At 75.8% G+C, this 25,101-nt stretch carries 19 protein-coding genes; 10 read left to right on the top strand and 9 right to left on the bottom strand.

The features are described from left to right. Nucleotides 1–21 precede the first annotated feature (21 nt). Nucleotides 22–1,272 carry an MFS transporter gene (locus FHX78_RS10425; protein ID WP_145867166.1) on the top strand — a complete coding sequence of 417 codons (1,251 nt, stop codon included), beginning with the start codon at nucleotides 22–24 and terminating at the stop codon, nucleotides 1,270–1,272. Between the two features lie 23 nt (nucleotides 1,273–1,295). On the opposite strand, the gene FHX78_RS10420 is transcribed toward FHX78_RS10425, so the two are convergent. From FHX78_RS10420 to FHX78_RS10410, 3 genes are all read right to left on the bottom strand, one after another. Continuing rightward, on the bottom strand, nucleotides 1,296–4,208 hold the full coding sequence (locus tag FHX78_RS10420) for a helix-turn-helix transcriptional regulator (protein ID WP_145867165.1): 2,913 nt from the start codon (nucleotides 4,206–4,208) through the stop codon (nucleotides 1,296–1,298). A gap of 193 nt (nucleotides 4,209–4,401) precedes the next feature. Then, nucleotides 4,402–4,608, bottom strand: a complete 207-nt coding sequence (locus FHX78_RS10415; RefSeq protein WP_145867164.1) for a hypothetical protein — start codon at nucleotides 4,606–4,608, stop codon at nucleotides 4,402–4,404. An 88-nt stretch (nucleotides 4,609–4,696) separates the two neighbouring features. Continuing rightward, complete coding sequence (locus FHX78_RS10410; RefSeq protein ID WP_145867163.1) at nucleotides 4,697–7,813, bottom strand: type 2 lanthipeptide synthetase LanM family protein; 3,117 nt, start codon at nucleotides 7,811–7,813, stop codon at nucleotides 4,697–4,699. Nucleotides 7,814–8,356: 543 nt separating this feature from the next. Here FHX78_RS10410 and FHX78_RS10405 point away from each other — a divergent pair. After that, on the top strand, nucleotides 8,357–8,968 hold the full coding sequence (locus FHX78_RS10405) for a response regulator transcription factor (protein ID WP_142193074.1): 612 nt from the start codon (nucleotides 8,357–8,359) through the stop codon (nucleotides 8,966–8,968). Beyond that, the gene (locus FHX78_RS10400) at nucleotides 8,965–9,597 is read left to right on the top strand and encodes a helix-turn-helix transcriptional regulator (RefSeq protein ID WP_145867162.1); all 633 of its coding nucleotides are present in this window, start codon (nucleotides 8,965–8,967) and stop codon (nucleotides 9,595–9,597) included. Before FHX78_RS10405 ends, FHX78_RS10400 begins: the two co-directional genes overlap by 4 nt. A 103-nt stretch (nucleotides 9,598–9,700) precedes the next feature. Here FHX78_RS10400 and FHX78_RS10395 read toward each other — a convergent pair whose 3' ends face one another. The 3 genes from FHX78_RS10395 to FHX78_RS10385 form a co-directional block, all read right to left on the bottom strand. Beyond that, nucleotides 9,701–10,441, bottom strand: a complete 741-nt coding sequence (locus tag FHX78_RS10395) for a Type 1 glutamine amidotransferase-like domain-containing protein (RefSeq protein ID WP_145867161.1) — start codon at nucleotides 10,439–10,441, stop codon at nucleotides 9,701–9,703. Between the two features lie 181 nt (nucleotides 10,442–10,622). Next, the gene (locus FHX78_RS10390) at nucleotides 10,623–11,402 is read right to left on the bottom strand and encodes a 4'-phosphopantetheinyl transferase family protein (RefSeq protein WP_145867160.1); all 780 of its coding nucleotides are present in this window, start codon (nucleotides 11,400–11,402) and stop codon (nucleotides 10,623–10,625) included. Further along, complete coding sequence (locus tag FHX78_RS10385) at nucleotides 11,395–11,646, bottom strand: MbtH family protein (protein ID WP_145867159.1); 252 nt, start codon at nucleotides 11,644–11,646, stop codon at nucleotides 11,395–11,397. The genes FHX78_RS10390 and FHX78_RS10385 overlap by 8 nt, the downstream gene beginning before the upstream one ends. Before the next feature lie 258 nt (nucleotides 11,647–11,904). On the opposite strand from FHX78_RS10385, the gene FHX78_RS10380 reads away from it, so the two are divergent. The 6 genes from FHX78_RS10380 (at nucleotide 11,905) to FHX78_RS10355 (ending at nucleotide 19,930) form a co-directional block, all read left to right on the top strand. Then, on the top strand, nucleotides 11,905–14,229 hold the full coding sequence (locus FHX78_RS10380) for a lantibiotic dehydratase (protein ID WP_145867158.1): 2,325 nt from the start codon (nucleotides 11,905–11,907) through the stop codon (nucleotides 14,227–14,229). Then, nucleotides 14,229–15,722 carry an amino acid adenylation domain-containing protein gene (locus FHX78_RS10375; RefSeq protein ID WP_145867157.1) on the top strand — a complete coding sequence of 498 codons (1,494 nt, stop codon included), beginning with the start codon at nucleotides 14,229–14,231 and terminating at the stop codon, nucleotides 15,720–15,722. The genes FHX78_RS10380 and FHX78_RS10375 overlap by 1 nt, the downstream gene beginning before the upstream one ends. Continuing rightward, entirely contained in the window at nucleotides 15,719–16,729 is a 1,011-nt protein-coding gene (locus tag FHX78_RS10370; RefSeq protein ID WP_229923856.1) for a threonine ammonia-lyase, read from the top strand. The genes FHX78_RS10375 and FHX78_RS10370 overlap by 4 nt, the downstream gene beginning before the upstream one ends. Continuing rightward, nucleotides 16,726–16,980, top strand: a complete 255-nt coding sequence (locus FHX78_RS10365) for an acyl carrier protein (RefSeq protein ID WP_145867156.1) — start codon at nucleotides 16,726–16,728, stop codon at nucleotides 16,978–16,980. The genes FHX78_RS10370 and FHX78_RS10365 overlap by 4 nt, the downstream gene beginning before the upstream one ends. A 248-nt stretch (nucleotides 16,981–17,228) precedes the next feature. Next, nucleotides 17,229–19,511 carry a lantibiotic dehydratase gene (locus tag FHX78_RS10360; protein ID WP_145867155.1) on the top strand — a complete coding sequence of 761 codons (2,283 nt, stop codon included), beginning with the start codon at nucleotides 17,229–17,231 and terminating at the stop codon, nucleotides 19,509–19,511. A 134-nt stretch (nucleotides 19,512–19,645) separates the two neighbouring features. Next, on the top strand, nucleotides 19,646–19,930 hold the full coding sequence (locus tag FHX78_RS10355) for a hypothetical protein (protein ID WP_229923857.1): 285 nt from the start codon (nucleotides 19,646–19,648) through the stop codon (nucleotides 19,928–19,930). A gap of 42 nt (nucleotides 19,931–19,972) precedes the next feature. On the opposite strand, the gene FHX78_RS10350 is transcribed toward FHX78_RS10355, so the two are convergent. From FHX78_RS10350 to FHX78_RS10340, 3 genes are all read right to left on the bottom strand, one after another. Continuing rightward, nucleotides 19,973–20,704: a helix-turn-helix domain-containing protein gene (locus tag FHX78_RS10350; RefSeq protein ID WP_145867153.1), complete on the bottom strand. Its 732-nt coding sequence runs from the start codon at nucleotides 20,702–20,704 to the stop codon at nucleotides 19,973–19,975. A 429-nt stretch (nucleotides 20,705–21,133) separates the two neighbouring features. Next, nucleotides 21,134–21,817 (bottom strand): response regulator, encoded by a 684-nt coding sequence (locus FHX78_RS10345; RefSeq protein WP_145867152.1) that lies wholly within the window; start codon nucleotides 21,815–21,817, stop codon nucleotides 21,134–21,136. Further along, nucleotides 21,814–23,457 (bottom strand): sensor histidine kinase, encoded by a 1,644-nt coding sequence (locus FHX78_RS10340; protein WP_145867151.1) that lies wholly within the window; start codon nucleotides 23,455–23,457, stop codon nucleotides 21,814–21,816. Before FHX78_RS10340 ends, FHX78_RS10345 begins: the two co-directional genes overlap by 4 nt. Before the next feature lie 157 nt (nucleotides 23,458–23,614). Here FHX78_RS10340 and FHX78_RS10335 point away from each other — a divergent pair, with 157 nt between their 5' ends. Further along, the gene (locus tag FHX78_RS10335) at nucleotides 23,615–25,009 is read left to right on the top strand and encodes a cation:dicarboxylate symporter family transporter (protein ID WP_145867150.1); all 1,395 of its coding nucleotides are present in this window, start codon (nucleotides 23,615–23,617) and stop codon (nucleotides 25,007–25,009) included. Nucleotides 25,010–25,101 lie beyond the last annotated feature (92 nt).

Below are 25,101 nucleotides of genomic sequence, written 5' to 3'. Positions count from 1 at the left end.
CGGTCCGACGAAAGGCACCCCATGGCCACCACCCTCGCCGGCGCCGGCCCACGCCTGTGGGCCCCCGCCCGGCACCGGTCCTTCCGGCTCCTGTGGACGGGGCAGGCGCTGTCCCTGCTGGGCGACGGCTTCAGCGTCGTCGCGTTCTCCTGGATCACCCTCGGCCTGACCGGCTCCACCCTCACCCTCGGCTACGTCCTGGCCTTCCAGGCCGTCCCCCGCGCCCTGTTCACCCTGGTCGGCGGCAGCCTCGGCGACTCGATGTCCCCGCGCGCCCTCATGGTCGCCTCCAGCTGGACCCGGGCCGTCCTGATGGCGGCCGTCGGACTGACCGGACTGACCGGCAACCTGACGGTGTGGATGCTGTGCGCCGCGGCCGCCGCCTTCGGCACCGTCGACGCCTTCTTCCAGCCCGCGCGCGTCTCCATCCTGCCCTCGGTGGTCGACGACGACCTGCTCACCCCGGCCAACGCGCTCATGGGGGCCGGCGCGCGGACCGCCGCCGTCATCGGCCCGGCCATCGGCGGCCTGGTCATCGCGCTGACCCGGGCGCCGGTTGCCTTCCTCGTCGACGCCGTCTGCTTCGCCCTGTGCGGCCTGTGCGTGGCCCGCGTCCGCACCCGCCCCAGGGCGCCCCGCACCGGCACGGACGGCACACCCGGGAAGCAGGCGTCCCTCGCCGCCCGCATCCGCGAGGGCATCACGTACACCGCCCGCGACCCCCGGCTGCGGACCGTCGTCGCCCTCGACACCGCCGTCAACTTCTGTTACGCCGGGCCCTTCACGGTCGGCTTCGCCACCCTCGCCGACCAGGTGCTGCGCGGCGGCTCGGCCACGCTCGGCGTGCTCAACGGCTCCCTCGCCGCGGGAGCCGTGCTCGGCACGCTCGCCGGCGGTGCCCTCGGCGGACGGCCCAGGGTCGGCCTGCTGGTGGCCGCCCTGGCCGGCTGGCTGAGCGCGGGCATGGCCGTCCTCGGTCTGGTGCACAGCACCCCGGTCGTCGTGGTGACCGTCCTCGCCATGGGCTTCGCCATCGGGTTCCAGGGCGTGTTCGGGCTGAGCTGGATCCAACGCAACATCCCGCAGGACGTGCTCGGCCGTGTCGTCTCCGTCGACATGGTCCTGGGTTACGCCGTCGCCCCGCTGTCGCTGATCGTGTGCGGGGCGCTGGCCGGCACGGACGTCTCCGCGATGTTCGGGGTGGCGGTCGCGGTGCTCGCCGCGACCGGACTGGCGGTGCTGGCGTCCAGGACGGTGCGCGAGATGCGGTAGGCGGGCCCCTCGCCGGCCCTGCCCTATTCCCGGAAGGCGGCCGACCGCGCGCACAGGTCCGCGCGGTTGGCCGCCCCCGTCTTGGTGATCAGGCTCGCGATGTGCTTCTCCGCCGTGCGGGGCGAGATGAACAGCCGGTCGGCGATGTCCTTGTTGCTGAGCCGCTCCGCGAGCAGCCGGAACACGTCGAACTCCCGCACGGTCACGCCCTGGGCGCGCAGCTCCCGCGGGATCGAGCGGGTGCCGGAGCGGTGCTGGTGCACCGGGGCGCCGAAGCGGCGCAGCGCCGCCCGGCAGGCGCCGGTGACGGCCGCGACGTCCCGCTCGTGGAAGTAGTGCTCGGCCTGCCGCAGCCAGCCCACCGCGTCGCCCCAGCCGTCCTGGTGCGCCGCGTCCGCGATCAGCCGCAGCCCCAGGTGCCGGGCGAGCGGATACGGTTCCGCCGCCGCCAGCGCCGCCTCCACCGCCGCGACCGCGCGCGGCCCCGCGCCCTCCCGGCCCAGCAGCACGGCGTCGGCGAGCAGGACGAACTGGCGGTTCCACCGCATCCGGGCCATCGCGGTGGCGGTGATCTCCTCGTGCCGGGTCCGGTCCGCGTCACCGGCGAGCACGTCCAGCAGCAGGACCAGGCCGTGGATCCCGCCGAGGTGGTACGTGGAGGGGTTGTCCGCCTCCAGCGCCCGCACCGCTCGCAGTTCGGCGCGCGCCAGGTCGCGGTCCTCCTCCAGCAGCGCGCAGAAGGCGCGGGCCAGGCCGAGGCTCAGCGGCTCCTCCTGCGAACCCGTGCCGTCCCACTCGGCGAACGCCGCCAGCGTCGCCTCCATCGCCGCCCGGTCCGCGTGGTGCGCCTCCAGGGTGGCCCGCGCCATCAGGACGTACCGCACGACGGGCGCCAGGCGCAGCCGCCGCGCCACCGCCAGGCAGTCCGCCGCGGCCGACCGCGCGGTCGCGTGGTCACCGCGCAGTACCGCGTCCAGGACGAGGATGCCGTCCACCGTGTGCACGATGTTCACCGAGCCGAGCCGCAGCGCCTCCTCACGGGCCGCCAGCAGGCCGGAGGCGTCGCCCTCGGCGAGCCAGGCGTTGCCGCTCATGCGGGTGGCCGCGTACATGCGCTGAAGGGGCAGCCGGTGCCGTTCCGCCGTCAGGAGGGCCTGCCGGAGCATGTCCGCGGACTCCTCGGGGTCCCGCTCACGGGCGACGGTGGCCAGCAGCTCCCACGCCTGGCAGGCGACGACCGGCAGGCCGTGCCGCTCGGCGGCGTCGGCCGCCGAGCGGGCCAGCTTCTCCGCGTGCTGGGTGCGGTCCGGACCCGGGGTGTCCAGGGCGAGGTAGGCGGCCGTGACGTCGACGGCCGCGGCCGTCGCCTCGTCCGGGGCCGTCGCCAGGACCTCGCGGGCCCGGGCCACCTGCCGGTTGCCGTCGCTCCACCGGCCCGCGGTGTGGGCCACCTTGGCCAGCCGGCTGTGCAGCGTGGCCAGCCGTACGGCGTTCAGCCCGGCCCCGCCCAGCGCGTGCAGGTCCTCGGCCAGTTCGAAGGCGCGGGCGAAGTCACCGGCCTCCGCGAGCGCGGGCAGCAGGTCCTCCAGCACCGCGGCCCGGGCCTGCGGATCACCGGCCTCGGCCAGCAGCTCCTCGGCCCGGCTGAGCAGGGTGACCGCCGAGCCCAGGGCGCCCGCCGCCAGGGCCCGCCCGCCGGCGTCCGCGTAGAGCCGCCCCGCCTCCACCCGGTCCCCGGCCTCGCAGCGCAGCCCGGCCGCCAGCGCGCACCAGTCGCCTTCGAGGCCCGGGTGCAGCTCCTCGACGGCCCGTGCGCCGCGCCGTGCCAGCTCCGCGCGCTGCCCCGGCGTCATCTGCGTGAACAGCGCCTCCACGGTGGGGGAGTGGCGGAAGGAGTACCAGTCGGGGGCGGGCTCGTCGGGGATGACCAGCCGGGCGGCGACACCCGCGTGCAGATGGCTCAGCAGGGTCCGGTCCTCGACGCCGGTCATGTGCTGGAGCACGGTGAGCGAGAAGCGGCGGCCCAGCACCGCGGCGGCCGACAGCAGCGTCAGGCCCTGCGCGCCCAGCCGGTCGATGCGGCGCAGGATGCCCCGGGCCAGCGTGGAGGAGACGTCACGGCGCAGGTCGCCGACCGTGCGCCAGCCGTCGCCGCCCTGCACCAGGGTGCCCGCCCCGATCATGGACTGCAGCAGCTCCTCGACCAGGTAGGGACTGCCCGCGCTGTCCTCCCACAGGCGGTCCGGGACCGCCGGCGGCACCTGCTCCGGGCCGTCCACGCCCAGGTGCGCCGCCGTCATCTCCTCCACCTGGGCCCGGGTCAGCGGCGGGAGTTCGGCGAGGGTGGCGACGCCCCGGCGGCGGGCGGACTGCGCCAGGTCCAGCGCGTCGCTGAAGTCGGTGCGCACGGTGGCCAGCAGCAGGACCGGCGTGTACTCCAGGTGGTCCACCAGGTACTCGAGGACTTCGAGGGTCTCGGGGTCGGCGTCGTGCAGGTCCTCCAGCAGCAGCAACTGCCCCTGCCCGCGCCCGGCGGCCAGCAGCAGCCGCAGCACCGCCTCGCCCAGGATCACCATGGAGCTGCTCTCGCGCTCGCCGGTGTCCCACTCGGGTATCAGCCGCCCCAGAACCGACCGGTACGGGCCGAGGGCCGCGTCGTCCAGCGGCTCGCCGCCGCGGAACAGCGGCATCAGTGCCTCGGTCAGCGGACGGAACGGCACCGCGGGCCCGGTGGTGCTGCTGCGGCCGCGCAGGACCCACATCCCGGAGCCGAGCGCGCCGCCCACGGCCTCCGCCGCGAGCCGCGACTTGCCCACCCCGGCCTCACCGACCAGGAAGACGACACCGCCCCGTCCCTCTCGCGCCTCGGCCAAGGCGCTTTCGAGCAGGCTGAGTTGGAGGTCCCGCCCGACGAGGGAAGGCGCATGGGAACGCATGAACGCAGATGATAATCAGAATGTCGGGTTCCAGGGCAGACCGCATTGGCGCGGCCACGCACCGTGAACCCGCCCGGCCCCGGCGCGCAACGGCCGTACACCGGAGCGGGAACGGGCGGTCCCGCCGGACGCGCCGCGGCGCGGGCCCGCCGGGCGGGCCCGCGCTCTCACACGAAGTGACGGCCGGGCGGCATCAGTTCGGCACGGAGACCGAGGTGTCCACCGAGGTCAGCGTGATGACGATGCCGCTGGTCAGCACCATCCCGGCCAGGACGCGGGCGCGGGCGCAGGCGCGGTTGCGGCCGGTGAGCGTGATCCCGCCCGCCGCGTCCTGCTCCCCGGCGGCGGTCGCGGCGGAGTCGGCGGCGGCGGTGGCGGCGGTGGTCGGGTGCTGGTCCATCGGTGACTCCTTCTGACGGTCCGTACGGGAGGTACGGGAGGTACGGGGGTGGAGGGGGAAGAGCCGTGGTGGCGAGGTGCCCTGCCGGTCAGTGGCCGGGGTGGGACAGGAGCAGGACGGACGGGACGGTGCCGGGATGGGCGAGGCGCAGCAGCCCGTACCCGATGCCGGACAGCCCGTCGAGCAGTCCGGGGGAGGGGACGTGGTCGGGGGTGGCGCAACGGTGATTCTGCGCCTCGACGAGGGCGAGCACCCGGCCGGCGTGCCGGGCGAGCGTGCCGGCGGCGGCCGGGTCACCCCGTCCGGCGCGTACGGCCAGGGCTTCCATGGTGCCGAGCGTGCCCTGCCCCAGGCTGAGGTCGGGACGCACGTCGGGGTCCGCCGGCCGGGCCGCGGCGGGCGGGCCGGGTACGGGGGGCAGGTGGGCGGCGACGGCCGCCGCCCCGGAAGGCCCGCGGGACCAGGACGCGTCCGCGGGGGCCGCCCCGGCGCCCCGTGACGCGGTGTCCAGCAGCGCCCGGGCGGCGGCCGTGTGCGCGGCGGCCCGACGGGGGCGGCGGGCGGCGTACCGCAGCAGCGCCCACGCGATGCCCGCGGCACCGTCGGCGAACCCGGCGGGGAGGCCGTGCGCGGCGGCGGCCCCCGGCGCCGGGGCCCCTCCGGGGCCGGACACCGCGCCGAGCAGCCGCTCCGCCAGGGTGTCCGCCAGCCGCAGCGCCGCCGCGTCGCCGGTCGCCTCGTGCACGGCGACGGCGGCGGTCAGGGCTCCGGCCGTGCCGCCGGCGAACCCCGGATCGGATGAGGCGGACGCGGCGTGCCCGAGGGCGGTGAGCGCGTCGGGCAGGCAGCCGGCCGGCTCCGGGCCCAGCAGCGCCGACAGCCGCAGCACCGCGTACACGATGCCGCCGAGACCGTCGTACGCGCCCGGCCCGGCCGCCGCGCTCAGTTCGGGATCGTCCGCCAGGGCCTTCAGCAGGGCGGGCAGCGGACGGACCGCCTCCCGGGCGAGCGCGGCGTACCGGCCCGCTCCGGCCAGCGCGTCCGCGTGCGCCAGGAACAGCGCCACCCCGCAGTAGCCCTGCGCGAGTCCGGCGCCCATCGGCAGCACCGCCCAGTGCGGGCCGGACACCCGCTCCAGACCGAGCCAGTTGGTCCGGCCCCCGTCCCGCACCGCGCGGGCGGCGATCTCGTCGGCGATCCCGCACGCGGCGGCGAGCAGCCGGGACGCGTCGGGCGCGACGGCCGGCACCGGCTCCACCGCCAGTTCGGACCGGGGCCGGTCCAGTGGGGACCCCGCACCCCGCGCCGCGATCGTGGCCGCGATGATCCACTCCTGGTCGTGGCAGTCGACCTCGTCCATCCGGGCGATCTTCTCCCGCACCGAGGCCACGCCCGCCACCGGCAGCAGACCGGGCAGCCACGTGCCGTCGTCGGCCCGCACCGCGGTTCCCGACGGACGGTGCGTGAACAGCGGGACGTCACCGCGCCACAGCGCCGCCGTCTCGTGCTCGATCAGCCGCCGGCGCGCCTCGTCGTCGACGGACTCCGTCCACAGCACCGCGAAGACGCCCTCCCGGGCGAGCGCGTCGCCGAGCAGCGACGGGTGGGCGGACTCCTCGAGGAGGGTCGCGTACAGGCGGGTGGCGCGGGCGACGAGCCGGGCGGGACGGTCCGCGCCGGACATCAACGGGCCGTCCGCGCGGAGGAGTTCGTGCCCGTCGGCGGCGAGTGCCGTGTACGCGGCACGGAAGCCCTCCAGCAGCGCGGCCCGGTGGTCGGCGCCCTCCAGCGGACGGCCGGCGGGCAGCGGCTGGTTGTGCGCCGCGGGGCTGACCAACGGCCCCCGCACGGCCCGCATGGTGTCCAGGCCGCTGTCCCGCCAGTGCAGGCCCTCGCTCGGGTAGGTGCCGTCGGTGGACCGGCCGAGCGCGGAGATGTCCAGGGCGCCGTGCTCGCCGATCAGCAGGTGCGGCAGCAGACAGGTGCGGTGCACGGACGCCCGCAGCGCGTCCGCCGCCGGGTCGGCGCCGGCCGTCATGGGCTGCGCGAGCCCGGTGTGCAGCAGCGTCTCGGCGTCCACCAGGACCGGCTGGTCACCGCAGGCGATGACGTTCTCGTAGTGCATGTCGGCGCCGTCCACCGCGTACAGCAGGGCCAGCAGCGCGCCCTGGCGCCGGTAGAAGGCGTCGGTCTCGGTCACCGACCGGCACCAGCGGTGCTCGACGAACTCCAGCCAGCCGTACGCCTCGCGGCGCAGACTGCGCGGGGTGCGCAGGTCCAGCCCGGGCACCTTGGCGTTGAGCCAGCCCACCAGGCCGTCGAGGAGGGCGTGCTGGCCGAGCGGCCGCGGCTTGTAGACCAGCCGCTCGCCGGCGAAGCGCAGGACCGCGACGGACCGGTTGCCCTCGTGGGCGTCCCCGAGGCCGAGATCCACCCCGGTGAGCGGCCCCGGGTCGCGTCCGTCGAGGAGCCCGGCGGCCAGGTCCTCCCGGTCGGCCGCGAAACGGGCCGCCAGCTCGACGGTGGCCGCGGTCGCGTCCAGCGCGGTCTGCGCGAGCATCCGGGCCAGCACCGGGCGGGCGGCGAACAGCGCGCCGAGGCCCTGCCGGGTGCCGGCGGCGGCGACGAAGGCGTCGAACCGCTCACGGGAGCCGGCACCGGCCAGCCGCCCGCCGCGCCGCGCCGTGTCGAGTTCGTGGACCAGGGTCCGCGCCGCCTGACGGACCATCTGGTGCGTCAGCCGCCGCGCGAACGCCTCCCGCCACACCGCCGGTTCGGCGTCCGCGGGCAGCGACTCGGCCAGCCGCGCGGTGGCGGCGGCGACGAGCGGCCGTACGACCGGGGCGAAAGCGTCGGGTCCCTCGCCCCCCGCGGTGACCGGCTCCGCCGGCTCCCGGGAGGCGCCGGCCAAGGCGGCTTCGGCGTACCGCGCCCACTCGGGCTTGGCGGCGCGGGCGGCCAGCCGGCCGGCGGGTTCGGCGGCCAGCGCCGCGGCCGTGGCCCGGTCCACGCCGAGGTGGGCCAGCCGCAGGGCGAAGCCCTCGGCGTCCCCGACGGCCCACGGGGCGGGGCCGACGGCGGCTTCGGCGGGCGCCCCGGGGAGGCCGGGGGCGGCGAGCCGTTCCGCGAGGGACAGCGCCGGTGCCCACCACGAGGGCGGGAGGTCGGCGCTCCGGGGAGCCGGGAGGCTGGCGGTCTCAGTCACGAGAAAGAAGGTCGCAGACGCCTGCGACCCCCCACATGGGTAGGCGTCCCCCATATTCTGCGCGGTCCCCGCCCCGCCCGGCGGGCCGGCCCGCCCCCGATCGGTGGATGCCGCAGGTCAGCGGCCCGGTGACCCGCTCGGCGCGCATGGGTAGCGGGACGTCCCGGGACAACGCGGTTCTGCGCGTTCGGCCCTTGTGCCCGTCCCCGGCTTCTGCGTCGGCCCCCCGCACCCCCGCTCCCCGGGGTACGGATCCCCAGGGCCTGCCCCCCACCCGCCCCCGCACCGGCCCCCGGCCCCCACCAGCGGCTCACCGCTGCCGCGCCCGCCCGCCGACGGCCGCCGTGCGACGGGCGGCGAGGCGGTCGCGGGGAGACCGGCGCCGACGGGGGGCGGCCCCGCCGGCCGGAAAGGTGGGGACCCGTTACCGATGCCGACGCGCCCCCGCCCCCGGCACGGTGGTGCGCAGTCCCACCGCAGTCCCACCGCAGAACCGACCCGGAGCGCCCACGGCCGGGCGGACGACCTTCCTAGGAGTAGCAGATGGGAGCACCTGTAACCGTCGGCGTGGTCGCCCTCGACCCGGTACTGGAGGCCGGCACGCGCACCACCCTGCTGGCCTGCCCGGACCTGACCGTGTGCGAGCCCGCGGACGCGCGGGTCGCCGTCCTCACCGTGGACCGCCCCGGACCGGCCGAACTCGACATGGTGCGCGCCACCCGCGCCCTGCGGCACAGCCCCGCCGTCGTCCTGGTGGCGGGTGCCCTCGCCTCCGGCGACGCCCTGCACGCCCTCGCCGCCGGCGCCCGGGGCCTGCTGCCGCGCCGCGACGCCGACGCGCCCCGCCTGGCCCACGCGGTGCTGGCCGCCTCCCGCGACGACTGCACCCTGCCACCCCGTCTGCTCGAACAGCTCCTGGACCGCCCGGCCGACGCCCGGCACGGCGCCGGAGGCTGGAGCGACGGCATGCTGTCCGACCGGGAACGCTCGGTGCTGCGGCTGCTCGCCGACGGCCACGAGACGGCCGAGATCGCCCAGCGGCTCGCCTACTCACCGCGCACCGTGACCACCGTGGTCCACGACATCACCCAGCGGTTCCGGCTGCGCAACCGCGCCCACGCGGTCGCCTACGCGCTCCGGGCGGGTCTGCTGTGACCGCGACCCTGACCGCCGCGCGCCCCGCGCCCGGTGCCGGCACGACGCCCGCACCCGTCGTCCTGCGCATCCCGCCCTCGCCCGGCGCGGACCGCGTCCGCTGCGTGGCCCGCCGCGCCGGGCTGGCCTGCGCGCCGGAGCACGGCGGGCCCGGGGCCGTCACCGTGGTCGCCACCGCCGACGCCGCCCGTGCCCTGCGCGGCCGGCGGGACACCGGTCCCCTGGTCCTCGTGTGCGACACCGTCGGCCGGACGGACCTGCGGCTCGCGCTGCGGGCCGGGGCGGTCGTCCTGCGGGCCGGCGACCTCACCGAGGAGAACCTGGTGGCCGCGGTGCGCCGCGCGGCCCACCCGCACCCGAGCATCCCCTACCCGGAGCTGTCCCACCTGCTGTCCAGCGGTCCACGCCCCGCGGACCCGGCCGACGGCCGCGGCCGGCCGGCCCTGACCGCGCGTCAGGCCTCGGTGCTGCGCCTCATGGGCGAGGGCCACGGCAACGCGGACATCGCCCTGCTGCTGCGCTGCTCCGAACACACCGTCAAGAACGTCATCTACGAGATCATGGCCCGACTGCAGGCCCGCAACAGGGCCCACGCCGTCGCTCACGCCGTGCGCCACGGCCTGGTGTGACCCGGTGGACGCCGTTGATGTCGAGGAAGCGGACGCGGGGGCGGGAGCCGTGGGCGGGGAGGTCGCGCCGGCCGGGGGCGCCCTCCGCTCCCGCGGCCGGCCGTCAGCCGGGGGGCGCGGGCAGCAGCCGGGGCTCGATCCGCTCCTCCACGGCCCGGTCGCCGTCCCGGACCACCACGTAGGCGCCCTTGCCCCGCTGCTCCGCCACCGCCTCGACCAGCTCGGTGCCGCGGTAGACCAGCCCCACGCCGTCGTCGGTGCAGTGCGCCGTCGCGAAGACGCCCTCGGCGACCAGCCGGTGGGTCAGCGGGCGCCGGCCCCCGTCACTGTCGTAGTGCACCCCGTTGCCGTACGGCAGCAGCCCCAGCCCGTTGGTGACCGGGCGGAGTTCGGGGCCGAAGGAGTCCGTGGTGCCGCCCTCGTACCAGCAGAGGGAACCCGCGCTCACCCCGGCGAGCACCACACCGGCGCGCCAGGCGCGCCGCAGGATCTCGTCCAGCCGGTGCGCCCGCCACACGGCGAGCAGGTTGGCCACCGAGCCGCCCATCACCCAGACCACGTCGTGGCCGAGCACCGTGCCCTCGACGTCGTCCACGTTCGGCATCGGGAAGAGGTGGAGCGGGGTGAGGTCGAAGCCCGCCACCCGGGCGGCCTCCGCCACCCGTGCCGTGACGTGCTCGGCGTCGCCCACCGCCGTGCCCAGGTAGAGGACGCGGGGGCGTCTGCCGTGCACACCGGAGAGATCGACCGCGTGGTGGACCAGGGCGTCGAAGAGGACCCGGGTGCGCGCGCCGACGCGATGACCTCCGGAGGTGGCGACGATGGTCGGTTCCGCAGCGGTCACGCCGATGATCGTAGCGTGCCAACTCCCGTTCACCGGTGAGTTATCGGTGAAGGCATCGCGTGCTTCCGGCCCTCTCGCAGTGCCGGACCGTGCGGGGAGGCCGGACAGCGCGGGCACACCGCGACACCACGGCGGGGACCGGTCCACCGGACCGGTCCCCGCCGTGTGCGCCCGTACGCCGTCAGGGCGTCCGCAGGGCCACCGCCGCCGCGTACCCCGCCGGAACCCGGACGTCCCGCACGCTCCACCCCGGTGCCGGGGCGGTCGGTAGCGGCCCGGTGCCCAGGTAGTCCAGTGCCGGGTCGCGCACCAGGCCCGTGCCCAGTCCCTTCAGGTAGGCCTCCTTGCGCACCCAGGCACGGGTGAACGCCGCCGGACGCCCGTGCGCGGGCAGCAGCGCCAGCTCGTCCGCCTCCGCCGGGTGCAGCGCCGACTGGGCGCCGAGCACCGCCCGGTGCGTCGCCAGCCCCTCCACGTCGACGCCGACCGGTTCCGGGGCGAGCGCCACCAGCACCAGGTCCCCGCTGTGCGACAGGGAGAAGCGCACACCCGGCGTGCGCAGCACCGGCCGCCCGTGCGGCCCGCCGCAGCCCGCGCACGGCTCCCGCGCCAGGGGCAGCGCCTCGGCGCGCACGCCGAGCAGCACGCTCAGCACGTCGCGCAGCGCCGCGTGCGCGACCACGTACGAGGCACGGTCGCGGTCGTGCCGGAACGCGCGGGCCCGGGCCCGTTCCTCCGCGTCCAGCAGCTCCCACGCGTCCCGCAGCGCCCGCTCGTCCTGGGCTCCGACATGGGCCAGGTACAGCTCCAGCGGCCCCCGCAGGACGCGGGGTCCCGGTGCCCGCGCCCGGTGCCGCAGCCCGGACAGGTCCAGCACGTCCGGACACAGCAGACCGGACGGCGTCGGCGGCGGGGCGTGCGCCGGCGGGTCCAGGAGCCGGCCCGCCCGTGGATCAGACATCTGCCCCGGCCAGCCGGCGGCGCAGGCTGAGCGGGCGCATGTCCGTCCAGACCACGTCGATGCGGTCGAGGCACTCCTGCCGGCTGCCCCGCGTGCCCTCCGGGTGCCAGCCCGCGGGCACCTCGCGGTCCGCCCGCCAGATCGAGTACTGCTCCTCGTCGTTGCGCACCACGAGGTACACCTCGGCGGTGTCCGTGCGGGCCTCGTCGGCGCCCGCGCCGGTCGTGGAGTCGGGTTGCGTCATGGTGAACCTTCCTCAGGTGGTGGGGCCGGCCGCAGGTCGGGGCCGACGCCGACAGCGTGCCGGGCGTCCACCCGCCCGGGGCAGGGACGAACGCGCCGAGCCCGCGGCGCGCGTTGCTGCCGGATCTTCTCTGGTGCCGTGCCGCCCCGGCGCGGGACGGTGCTGTCCTGCCGGGAGCCCGGCGTCCCGGCGGCGGCCATGGCCCGGCCGGGCGCCGCGCGGCTTCCCCGCGCACCCCCTTTCCGGAAGGAGCACCTGATGTCGGACGAGCACGCACCGGTCCTGCTGCCGGGCGGAGGCTGGCGGCTCTGGGAGGAGTTCGCGCTGCGCGGCCCCGGCTTCCCCGCCGAGGGCGTGCTGCGCCTGGCCCCGCCCGGACTGGCCGAGGCGGCCGACAAGTTCGGCCCCGGCGCCGATCTGTCCGGACCCGAGTGGGGGGCCTTCGCCGAGGAACTGTCGGCGGCCGCCGTGGACACCGCCCGCCACCTCCAGCACATCGCCGGCCTGCCCCGCTTCCAGGCGGCCCTCGCCTGGCAGAACCCGGCCGTGCTGCGCACCGGCATCGCGCCGTTCCTGCGCTGGACGCCGGGCGTGGACCCGCGCAGCAGCATGCCCCGCCAGCGCGAGGAGCTGGTCGCCCACTACTGGCAGCGGTTCTGCGTGAAGAACGACACCATCGGCTTCTTCGGACCCGTCGGCTGGGGCCGCTGGGACCCGTCCGCGCCGCACGCCGTCACCGTCGACGCCGGCCGCGGCTTCCTCGCCGCGCAGGAGGTCTACTTCTCCGGCTGGGCCGTCGACGCCCTGGCCAAGGTGCTCGCCGAGGACGACGAGCTGATGCGGTGGATCCCGCCGCGCCGGATGTCCTTCGTGCGCTGCGAGGACGGCACGGTGCGAGTCCCGGGGCGGCCTCCCCAGCCCGTCGGGGAGCTCCAGCAGGCCGTCCTGCGGCGCTGCGACGGCACCCGGCACCTGGCCGCCATCGCCGCCGAACTGGACCTGGACCCGGGCGAGGTGGCCGACATCGTGGCCGAACTGGTCCGCCGGCGCTGGGTGACCCGGCGCCTGGAGGTGCCCGCCGCCACCCACCCCGACCTGGCCCTGCGCCGGATCCTCGAGCGCGTCCCCGACGAGGTCGCACGCGACCGTGCGCTGGCCGGCCTCGCCGTGCTGGAACGCGGCCGGGAAGCCGTACGCGCCGCCGGCACCGACGCCGCCGCGCTGACCGCCGCGATCGGCGCCCTGGAGGCCGACTTCGCCGCACTCACCGACAGCGAGGCCCAGCGCGCCAAGGGAGCACGCACCGCCCCCTGCCGCGGACTGGTGTACTCCGACTCCCGGCGCGCCGCCACCGCCACGGCCGGCCCCGCCCTGCTGGCGCACCTGGAACCCCTCCAGCTGTGCCTGACGGCCGCCCGCTGGATGACGAACCGCTTCGCCGACGCCATCCGCGCCCGCCTGCGCACCGTCCACGCCCGGCTGAGCGCCGACGGCACCCCGGTGGACCTCGCCACCCTGTGGATGAACACCCTGCCCTCCCCGCACCCCGACGCCGGCGACCTGATCGACGCGGCCCAGGCCGAACTGCGCGCCAAGTGGGCCCGGATCCTCGACCTCCCGCCGGACGCCCGCCGCGTCCGCCTGACCACGGCCGAACTGGCCGACCGCGTGCGCCGCGAGTTCGACGAGCCCGGCGACGGCTGGTCCCTCGCCCGCTACATCAGCCCCGACGTCCTGGTCGTCGCCGAGGACGCGGACGCCCTCGCCCGCGGCGACGTCGACCTCGTCCTCGGCGAGATGCACTGCGCCCTGAACACCATGGGCGCCTCCCTCTTCGTCCACCAGCACCCCGACCGCGACCGGCTCGTCGCCGAGACCACCCGCGACTTCCCCGGCCCCCGTCTGCTGCCGACGCTCCCCAAGGAGCTCCCGCTGAAGTGGTCCACCCGCAGCCGCCCCTCCCTGGACCGGCCCGAGGACCACTACGTGACCCTGGTCGACCAGACCGGCGACCCGCACCGCCCGAACTCGGTGCCGGCCGCGGACGTCCGCGTCGAGGACCGGGACGGTCACCTGACCGCCGTCCTGCCCGACGGCACCGTCCACGACGTCCTCGACGCCTACGCCAACACCCTCACCCAGCGCGTCATGGACCGCTTCACCCTCCGCCCCGAGGGCGAGCACACCCCGCGCATCACCATCGACCGTATGACCGTGGCCCGGGAGACCTGGCAACTGCCCGTCGCCGACGTCCACTTCGCCGACGACAAGAGCGAGGCCGCCCGGTTCGTCCGCGCCCGGCACTGGCAGCGCCGCCACGACCTGCCCCGCTTCGTGTTCGTCGTCTCCCCGGCCGAACCCCGCCCGTTCTACGTCGACTTCGACAGCCCCGTGTACATCACCATCCTCGCCAAGGCGGCCCGCCGGCTCGCCCGCAAGGACCCCGGGGCCCGCCTGAAGGTCAGCGAGATGCTGCCCACCCCCGAACAGGCCTGGCTCACCGACGCCGACGGGCACCGCTACACCTCCGAACTCCGCTTCGTGGCCGTCGACCTGACCGTCACCGGCACCCAGGAGGACTGATGCGCACCGTCGCCGACGACCTCGCCGCGCACGCGGCCCGCCACCCGGCCCGCATCGCGCTGGACACCCCCACGGGGCAGGTCACCTACGGCCGCCTCGCCGCCCGCACCGGCGAACTGACCCGGCTGCTGCGCGCCCACGGCGCCGGCCCGGAGACGGTGTGCGCCGTCGCCGTCGAGCACGGCGCCGACGCGGTCGCGGCGATGGCCGCGGTCATCCGCTGCGGAGCCGCCTTCCTCACCCTGGACGTGGCCCAGCCCCGCGACCGGCTCGCGGCCTTCGTCCGCAGCGCCGGCACCCGGCTGCTGCTGACCACCTCCGCACACTCCCGCGCCCTGGACCCGGACCTCCCCACGATCCTGCTGGACGGCCCCGCCACCCCGCCGGAAACCCCCGCGGCACCGCCCGCCCGGGTCGACCCGCGCGCCCTGGCCTACGTCAGCCACACCTCCGGCAGCACCGGCGAACCCAGCCCCGTCCTCGTCGAGCACCACGCCCTCGACGCCTACCTGCGCGACACCGCCGGCGCCTTCGGCCTCGGCCCGGACACCGTGGCCCTGCAGACGGCCCCGCTCGGCTACGACGCCTCCATCCGGGACACCTTCGCCCCGCTGCTGGCCGGAGCCCGCCTGGTGATCGTGGAACGCTCCCGGCTGCTGCGGCCCGCCGACTTCGCCCGCACCGTGGGCGAACACCGGGTGACCGCGCTGCTCAGCACCACCCCCTCCTTCCTGGCGCACCTGGCCGGGCAGCCGGACCTGCCCGACCCGCTGCGCGGCGTCACCCTCGTCGCCTCCAGCGGCGAGTCCCTGCGCCCCTTCCTCGCCGCCGGCGGCCGGCGGACGGTCCCGGGCACGCTCGTCAACCAGTACGGACCGACCGAGTGCACCATGACCACCACCCGGCACCGCGTCCCCGCCGAGCCCGACACGGCCGCGGACACGGTCGGAGTACCCCGCCCCGGCACGGTCGTCCGGGTGCTCGACACCGACCTCACGCCCGTTCCCGACGGCACCGTCGGCGAGGTGTACATCGGTGGCGCGGGCCTCGCCCGGGGCTACGGCGGGCGCCCGGCCCGCACCGCCGAGTGCTTCCTGCCCGACCCCTACGGCCCGCCGGGCGCCCGCCTCTACCGCACCGGCGACCTCGGACGGTGGGGCCCGCACGGCCTCACCTACGCCGGGCGCACCGACCGGCAGATCAAGATCCGCGGCTACCGCGTGGACCCCGCCGAGCTGGAAGGAGCCCTGCTCGCCCACCCCCGCGTCAGCGGCGCCGTGGTCACCGCGCACACCGACGACCGGGGACGCACGTACCTGGTGGCCCACGTCACCGGCGACCCGGCCGTCACCGACGCGGAACTGCGCGCCCACATGGCCCGCTCGCTGCCGCCGCACCTGCTGCCCCGGCACTTCCGGCGCCACGACGCGCTGCCCACCACCCGCGGCGGCAAGACGGACCGCCGCCGGCTGGTCGCGGGGAGCGCCCCGTGACCGCCACCGGGCTGCGGCCGGCCACGGCCGGCACCCTGCCCGGCCCCGCCGACGTCGTCGCGGCCGCCGCCCGCATCGCCCCGCACGTCCGCCGCACGCCCCTGCTGAACGGCCCGGTGTCCGCGGCGCCCGGCACGCGACTGCTGCTGAAGGCGGAACACCTCCAGCACGGCGGCTCGTTCAAGACACGCGGAGCCGCCAACGCCCTCCTGGCGCTCGGGGCCGAGCGGGTCGTCACCGGTTCGTCCGGCAACCACGGCATCGCCCTCGCCCTGCTCGCCCGCTCCCTCGGCATCCGTCTGACCGTCGTCCTCGCGGCGGGCGCGGACCCCGCCAAGACCGCCGCCATCCGCGCGCTGGGCGCCGAGACCGTCCGCGTGGGCGGGGGAGTGGCCGAGCGGGAGGAGCGGGCGGGCGCGCTCGCGCAGGAGACCGGCGCCACCCTCGTGCCCTCCTCGGACCACCGCCTGGTGGTTGCCGGGCAGGGCACGGTCGGCGCCGAACTCCTCGCCGACGCCCCCGACACCGAGACGGTGTACGTCCCGACCGGCGGTGGCGGACTCCTCGCCGGTGTCTGCCTCGCCGCCGCGGTCCACCCGGTCCGGATCGTCGGCGTCGAACCGGCCCGCGCGCCCCGTTACGGCCGTTCCCTGGCCGCCGGGCACCCCGTTCAGCTGCCGCCCTGCACCACCGTCGCCGACGGACTGCGCGGCCAGCGGCCGGGGCGCGTCCCCTACCCGATCATCCGCGACCGCGTCGACGACCTGATCGCCGTCGGCGACGACGAGATCCTCGCCGCCGCCGCACTGCTGCACCGCCTCGGCGTCGACGCCGAACCCAGCGGAGCCGTCGCACTGGCCGGAGCCCTGCGGGTCGGCCGCCGCGAACGGGCCGTGGCCGTCGTCTCCGGCGGCAACACACCCGCCCGCCTGCACGCCCTGCACCACACGGACACCACCGACCCCACGGAAACAACCGTGGCAACCACCGAGGAGCACACATCATGACCGAGAACGCCGCGACCGCCACCCGCACCGTCGACCTGCTCGTCGGCATCTTCCGCGAGGTGCTCGGCCTGTCCGACCTGACCGAGGACACCGACTTCTACGAGGCCGGCGGCGACTCGCTCACCGCCTTCCAGATCACCGGCCACCTCGAGCAGGTCATCGGCGCGGAGGTGCCGGTCTCCCTGGTCTTCGCCTACCCCACACCGCGGGACCTGGCCGAGGTCGTCGACACCGACTACGGCCGCGCCTGACCCGCGGCCACCACCGCGTGCCCCACCGGTCCTCGGCGCGGCCCACCCGCACGAGGACCGGGGGCGGGTCCGGCTGCCCCTCTCCCCGCCTGCCGCCGCACAGCCCGACCGTCCGCCTCCGCCCGCCCGAGGTCTCCCCCCCCGCCCGTCGCCCCCGTGTCCCTCCGCCCGTCGCCCCCGTCTCCCCCCCGCCCGTCGCCCCCGTCTCCCTCCACCTGTCCGTCCCCGCTCGCAAGGAGAGCCCTGCCATGACCGAAGACCTCGTACCGTCCCTCGGCCGCTGGCGCCTGTGGGAGCAGTTCGCGCTGCGCGGCCCCGGCTTCCCCGCCGACGGGGTCCTGCGGCTGGCCCCGGCCGGACTGGCCGAGGCGGCCGACAAGTTCGACGCGGACGCCCCCCTCGACGGCGCCGGCTGGGAGGACTTCGCCCGACTCTTCGCCGACGCCGCCGTGGAGACCGCGCACACCCTCCAGGACATCGCCCGCATGCCGTCCTTCCGCGAGGCCGTGGCCTGGCAGAACCGCCCGGTGCTCACCTCCGGCGTCGCGCCGTTCCTGCGCTGGACGCCGGGCGTGGACCCGCGCAGCAGCATGCCCCGCCAGCGCGAGGAGCTGGTCGCCCACTACTGGCAGCGGTTCTGCGTGAAGAACGACACCATCGGCTTCTTCGGACCCGTCGGCTGGGGCCGCTGGGACGCCGCGACGTCCGGTGCCGCCCTCTCCACGGGCTCCGGACTGGTCGCCGAGTCCACCGTCTACTGGGCGAGCTGGGGCATCGACGCGCTCGCCAGGACGCTGGACGCCGACCCCGGTCTGCGGGAGTGGATCGCTCCCCGCCGGGTGCCCTTCGTCACGGTGGACGGCGACCGGGTCCGCGTGCCCGGCAGGCGGCCGGTGACGGTCCCCGCCGGCACCGCGGCCGTCCTCGCCCTCTGTGACGGCGTCCGCCCGGCGCGGGCGATCGCCGCCGCGCTCCCGGACCTCGACGTGCCCGCCGTCCTCGCCGATCTGGTCGCCCGCCGCTGGGTGGCGTGGCGCCTGGAGGTCCCCGCGGGCACCCACCCGGACCGTGACCTGCGCACCTGGCTGGAGACGGTCGGCGCGTCCGGACCGCGCCGGCGGGGGCTCGCCGCGCTGGACCGGCTGGAGGAGGGACGCGCGGCGGTGGCGGCCGCCCGCGACGTGGACGCGCTGGTCGGCGCGCTGACCGATCTGGAGCGGGACTTCACCGAACTGACCGACACCGCCGCCGTGCGGGAGAAGTCCGCCTCGACCGCGCCGTGCCGTGCGCTCGTGTACCACGACTCCCGCCGGTCCGCGACGGCTCGCCTCGGCCCCGAGGTGCTGCGGGCGCTGCGCCCGCTGCGGCTGCTCATGGACAGCGCCGGATGGCTCACCTCACGGCTCGCCGCCGCGCTGCGGACCGGTATGCGTCCGGTGTACGAACGCCTCGCCGCCGAGGGACCGGTGGACCTGGCCGCCTTCTGGTTCGCGTGCCTGCCGCTGCTGCACGGCACGGTGCGCGCCACCGCCGATGAACTCCAGGAGGAGTTCGCCGCCACCTGGCGGCGGATCCTCGCGGTCCCCGCGGGCGCCCGCCGCGTGGACGTCCGCTCCGCGGACATCGAGGCGGCGGTGCGGCAGGAGTTCCCCGGTTCCGGCGGCTGGACGGCGGCCCGCTACCTCAGTCCGGACATCATGGTCGTCGCCGACGGCACCGAGGCGGTGGCCCGTGGCGACTTCACCCTCGTCCTCGGTGAACTCCACCTGGCCGCCAACACGCTGGGCGCCTCGCTCTTCACCCACCAGCACCCGGACGTCGGCGAACTGCTCCGTCTCACCGACCGGGACCACCCGGGCCCCCGTCTGCTGCCGCTGCTCCCCAAGGAGCACCGTGCGCGCCTGTCCACCCGGGTCCGGCACACGCTGATCCGGCCCGAGGACTACCAGGTCGCCCTGACCGACTTCACCGCGGACCCCACCCGCCCCCGGGCCGTGCGCAGCGCCGACGCCGTCGTCGAGGAGCACGGGGGCGACCTCGTCGTCCGGCTCCCGGACGGTGCGAGGTTCCCGGTGACGGACGTCTTCTCGCACGTCCTGACCACCCTGTCGATGGACCTCTTCCAGCTCCTGCCGCAGGCCGACCACACTCCGCGCGTCACCCTCGACCGACTGGTGGTGGCCCGGGAGACCTGGCGACTGCCCGCGGCCGGGGCGGACTTCGCCGACGACAAGGACGAGGCCCGCCGCTTCGTCCGCGCCCGCCGCTGGCGCGCCCGACTCGGCCTGCCCCGTTACGTCTTCGTCGTCTCGCCGACCGAGTCCCGGCCGTTCTACGTCGACTTCGACAGCCCCGTCTACGTGACCATCCTCGCCAAGGCGCTGCGCCGACTGGGCCGCCGGGACCCGGAGGGCACGGTCACGTTCACGGAGATGCTGCCCACTCCGGAGCAGACCTGGCTCCGCGACGACGAAGGACGCCGGTACACCTCGGAACTGCGCTTCGTCGCCTTCGACACGGGCACGGACTGACCGGGGTCCGCCCGCCTCGGGACCCGCCCGGTACCGGCGGGCGGGAACGCGCCGGTGACCCCGCCCGACGGGCCGCGGCAGCCGGCTGCGGCCGACGGCTTGAGCGCGCACGCGAACTGATTATGATCTTGGCCATGTCCGTGCGGAACCATGACAAGAACCTTTCACGCAAGCAGCGGCTTCAGGAGAAGCAGCGCCGCCAGTTGGCGGTGGTCGACACCGTGGACAAGGCGGAGGCGAAGGTCCGCAAGGCAGAGGTCGAACTGGCCGGGGCGGTCACCGAGGCCGTGCAGGTGTTCGGCGACGAGCAGTCCGCGTCCGAGGGGCTCGACATGCCGGTCGAGGCCATCCGGCGCTTCCTCGCCATGGCGCGGGACGAAGCGGCCGGAGCCGACGACGCCGACGCCGACGCGTCCTGAGTCCGGCCCGCCGCAGCTCCTTCGCCCGCTTCAGCGTCCTTCTCACGGCCTTGACCCGCGCGGACTCCTCGTGACCGCCGTCCAGAAGTGATCGACGATCCGGTCGAGGAACTCCCGGCCCCTGTCGCCCGCGTCGCCGTGGCCGCCGCCCCGGCTGAGGGTGGCGGCCATGTGGCCCTGGTAGTCCCGGTGCAGCCGGTGGAGCACCCCCTCCACCAGCCGCCGCTCCAGCGGGACGACCTTCAGGACCGGCCGGACGTACGCCTGCCAGCGCGTCGTCGCCGCACGGCGCAGCACTTCCGCGAGGGCGTCCTCCCGGCCGGTGACGGTGACGACGTCGGCCGGCGACAGGGCGAGCAGCCGGGCCAGGGCGGCGGACTGCCGCTCGGTGCCGCGCCACCGGCCGGTCTCCTCCATCCGCAGATACGCCTGGAGTTCGTGGCCCACGGTACGGGCGACGTCCTCGGGTGCCAGACCGCGGGCGACGCGGTGCTCGCGCAGGGTGCGCGGCCGCCCTATGAGGTCACCCGGCGAGCACCACAACACGCCCGCCAGCGCGGTCAGTTCGGGGTGGGAGGGGGCGGCCGTCCCGCGTTCCCAGGCGGTGACTAGGGCCGGGCTGGCGTACGGCAGGGCGTAGGAGGCGCGCAGGGTGTGGGCGACGTGGTCGGGGTCCATGCCGAGGGCGGTGCGCAGCCGGCGGGCGGCGGGGGCGTCGAAGGGCGGGAGCGGGGGATGGTCCGGATGAGCGGAGGGTCGGTGCACGGCCCACAAGCTAGGGCCGCCCGGACGGGCTGACTACGGTCTGTTCGGCCAGGATCACTGATTGTAGGAAGGTACGGCTACCGGTGAGTCGGCGGCCCGTGTCCGGGAGGCCGGGGTGCCGGGGTGCCGGGCGGTCCGGCGCCTCCGGAGGCCCCGGACGGTGAAGGGCAAGCTCAGTGGGCATATGCGCCCAGCCGGGGCGGCGTCCGCCCTCGTCGCCGCGGCGGTGCGGGTGTACGAAGTGCGGGCATCCGTACGAAGAAGTGTCCCTTCCGGGGCCCGGCCGGCCGGGTGCCCGCGCGGCGCAAACCGGCCGGTCCGCTCACCCCTTGACCTTCCCCGGACGGCACCGTGATCGCCTTGATCGGCAGGGATCGGCAGGGATCGGCAGGGATCGGCACGGATCGCGCGGCGGCGCGGGTGAGGGCCTGGTGAGCCTCACCCCCCGGTCACCCAGCGGTACTGCAACTCCGGCCGCCCCACGGTCCCGTACTGCGGACGCCGGGCCGCGCGGCCGGCGTCGACCAGGTGCTCCAGATAGCGGCGGGCGGTGATGCGGGAGATGCCGACCGCCTCCGCGACCCCCGCGGCGGTCAGGCCCTCGCCGGCGTCCCGCAGGGCCACCGTCACCCGCTCCAGCGTCGGCGCGCTCAGCCCCTTCGGCAGGGCGGCCGGCCCGGGGGCGCGCAGGGCGGCCAGCGCCCGGTCCACCTCGTCCTGGCCGCTGGCCTCGCCCACCGCCGCGTGGAACTCGGCGTAGCGCACCAGACGGTCCCGCAGCGTGGCGAAGGTGAACGGTTTCAGCACGTACTGCACGACCCCCAGCGACACGCCCTCGCGCACCACCGCGAGGTCCCGGGCGGAGGTCACCGCGATCACGTCGGCGTGGTGCCCTGCCGCCCGCAGCGAGCGCGCCAGCTGGAGCCCGTGCACATCGGGCAGGTGCAGATCGAGCAGGAGCAGGTCGACGGGGGTGCGCTCCAGCGCCCGCCGCGCCTCCGCGCCGGTGTGCGCCTTGCCGACGGCGACGAACCCCGGCACCCGGCCGACGTACAGCACATGCGCGTCGGCGGCGACCGGGTCGTCCTCGACCACCAGCACCCGGATGGGCTGCCCGGTCATACGGTGCCTCCCGGGCTCTGCGCCACCGCGGCCGCCCCGGCGGCCCGCAGCGGCAGCCGCGCCTCGAACACCGCGCCGCCCCCGTCGGCGGAGCCCACCGACAGGGCCCCGCCGTGCCGGCCCACCGCCTGGCGGACCAGGGCGAGGCCCAGGCCACGGCCGCCGGGACCGGACGGCTTGGTCGAGAAGCCCCGCTGGAAGACCGCCTCCGCGTGGTCGGGATCCACGCCGGGGCCGGTGTCGGACACCCGGAGGATCAGCTCCGCGCCGTCCTCGGTCAGGGCCGTCACCGTCACCCGCGGATGCGTGCCGCCCTGCGCCGCGTCCACGGCGTTGTCGATCAGGTTGCCGAGGATGGTGACCAGGTCGCGGGCGGGCAGGGTGTCCGGCAGCAGGCCGTCGTCCAGGCGGCTGTCGGCCGACACCACCAGCTCCACGCCCCGCTCGTTGGCCTGCGCGGTCTTGCCCAGCAGCAGCGCCGCGAGCACCGGCTCGCTCACCGCCGCCACCACCTGGTCGGTGAGCGCCTGCGCCAGCTCCAGCTCGGCGGTGGCGAAGTCCACCGCCTCCTCGGCCCGGCCCAGCTCGATCAGCGAGACCACGGTGTGCAGCCGGTTCGCCGCCTCGTGCGCCTGCGAGCGCAGCGCCTGGGTGAAGCCCCGCTCCGAGTCCAGCTCGCCCATCAGCGACTGGAGCTCGGTCACGTCCCGCAGGGTCACCACCGAGCCCCGCTGCTGCCCGCCGGTGACCGGCGAGGTGTTCACCACCAGGACCCGGTCCGCTGTCAGGTGCACCTCGTCCACCCGGGGCTCCGAGGCGAGCAGCGCGCCCGTCAGCGGTGCCGGAAGACCCAGCCCCGCCACCGATCTGCCCACCACGTCCTCCTCCTGGTCCACACCCAGCAGTTCCCGGCCGCCGTCGTTGATCAGCGCCACCCTGTACTGCCCGTCCAGCATCAGCAGCCCTTCGCGCACGGCGTGGAGCGCGGCCTGATGGTAGTCGTGCATGTGGCTGAGCTCGGCCGCGTTCATGCCGTGCGTGTGGCGGCGCAGCCGGGCGTTGATCACGTACGTGCCGATCGCGCCGAGACCGAGGGCGCCGGCCGCGACCGCGACCAGGGCGGTCAGCTGCCCCTGGGCGCGCTGGCTGATCTCCTCGACCTTTATGCCCGCGCTGACCAGGCCGACGATCCGCTCGCCGTCCCGGATCGGGGTGACGGCGCGGACCGACGGGCCGAGGGTACCGGTGTAGGTCTCGGTGAAGGTGCCGCCGCGCAGCGCCGGGGCCGTGTGGCCCTGGAAGACCAGGCCGATCTGCTCGGGATCGGGGTGGGTCCAGCGGATGCCCCGCGGATCCATGATCGTGACGAAGTCGATGTCGGTGTCGCGCACCACCGCCAGCGCGTACGGCTGGAGCCGGGCGGAGGGGTCGGAGGTGCGGATCGCCTCCCGTACGGAGGGGGAGTCGGCGACCGTGCGGGCCACGGAGGTGGCCTGGCGGACCGCCGCCTGCTCGGCCTGGCTGCGGTCGCTGACGTAGGTGAACAGCGCGTACCCGGCCACCACGACCGCGAGGAGCACGGCCTGGATGGCGAAGAGCTGGCCCGCGAGACTGCGGGGCCGGGGGACGGGGATGCGCATGCCGCCAGTCTGCCTCCCGGCCCCACGGTGAACTAAATGAACGGAAGGGTGACCGCGCTCACAAGGCACGACATAGTCACGGCATTCCCCGAACACCCATCCCCCGGACGTGAGCCGCACGCCGGTGATGCCGACGACGTCGTCAAGGAGGGCCGCCGTGACCAGCACATCCGCTACGGCACCTGCCGAACCCAAGGCCAAGCGGGACCGCACGCACTATCTCTACATCGCGGTGATCATCGCGGTCGCCCTCGGTATCGCCGTCGGTCTGATCGCCCCCGACTTCGCGGTCGAGCTGAAGCCGATCGGCACCGGGTTCGTCAACCTGATCAAGATGATGATCTCGCCGATCATCTTCTGCACCATCGTGCTGGGCATCGGTTCCGTGCGGAAGGCCGCCAAGGTCGGCGCCGTCGGCGGCATCGCCCTCGGCTACTTCATGGTGATGTCGGTCGTCGCGCTGGGCATCGGCCTGGTCGTCGGCAACATCCTGGACCCGGGCACCGGCCTCGCGATCACCGACACGGTCAAGGAGACCGGACACGCCCAGGTCGACGCGGAGGCGAAGGACACCACCGAGTTCCTGCTCGGCATCATCCCGACCACCATCGTGTCCGCCTTCACCCAGGGCGAGGTCCTGCAGACCCTGCTGATCGCCCTGCTCTGCGGCTTCGCGCTGCAGGCCATGGGCAGCGCCGGGCAGCCGGTCATCCGCGGCATCGAGCACATCCAGCGCCTGGTCTTCCGGGTCCTGGCCATGATTATGTGGGCGGCCCCGGTCGGTGCCTTCGGCGCCATGGCCGCGGTCACCGGCTCCGCCGGCCTGGACGCGCTGAAGAGCCTCGCGGTGCTGATGCTCGGCTTCTACGTCACCTGTGTGCTGTTCATCTTCGTGGTGCTCGGCGCGATGCTGCGGATCGTCGCCGGCCTGAACATCTGGACCCTGTTCCGGTACCTCGGCCGTGAGTTCCTGCTGATCCTGTCCACCTCCTCCTCCGAGTCGGCGCTGCCGCGCCTCATCGCCAAGATGGAGCACCTGGGCGTCAGCAAGCCGGTCGTCGGCATCACCGTCCCGACCGGCTACTCCTTCAACCTCGACGGCACCATGATCTACATGACCATGGCCTCGCTGTTCATCGCCGACGCCATGGGGACGCCGATGTCCATCGGCGAGCAGATCCCGCTGCTGCTGTTCCTGCTGGTCGCCTCGAAGGGCGCCGCCGGTGTCACCGGCGCGGGCCTGGCGACCCTGGCCGGCGGTCTGCAGTCGCACAAGCCCGCCCTGGTGGACGGCATCGGCCTCATCGTCGGCATCGACCGCTTCATGAGCGAGGCCCGCGCCCTGACCAACTTCGCGGGCAACGCCGTCGCCACCGTGCTGGTCGGCACCTGGACCAAGGAGATCGACAAGGAGCGGGTGGCCGAGGTCCTCGCCGGCCGCGCCCCCTTCGACGAGAAGACGCTGCTGGACGACCACGGCGACGCGGCAGCCGACGACTCCCGCGCCGAGCCGTCCGCACAGGACGGCGAGAAGGAACTCGCCAAGGCCTGACGGCCGGCGCGACGCCCCACCACTCCGGGCGGCTGGGTGTTCCCCCGTCGCACAGCCGCCCGGTCGACGGGGACCCCCCGGGGTCCCCACCG

It is taken from the genome of Streptomyces capillispiralis, assembly GCF_007829875.1.
In the GTDB taxonomy this organism is placed as follows: domain Bacteria; phylum Actinomycetota; class Actinomycetes; order Streptomycetales; family Streptomycetaceae; genus Streptomyces; species Streptomyces capillispiralis.
The sequence above is the reverse complement of the archived record's forward strand: the minus strand, read 5'-3'. Positions and strand labels throughout refer to the sequence as shown.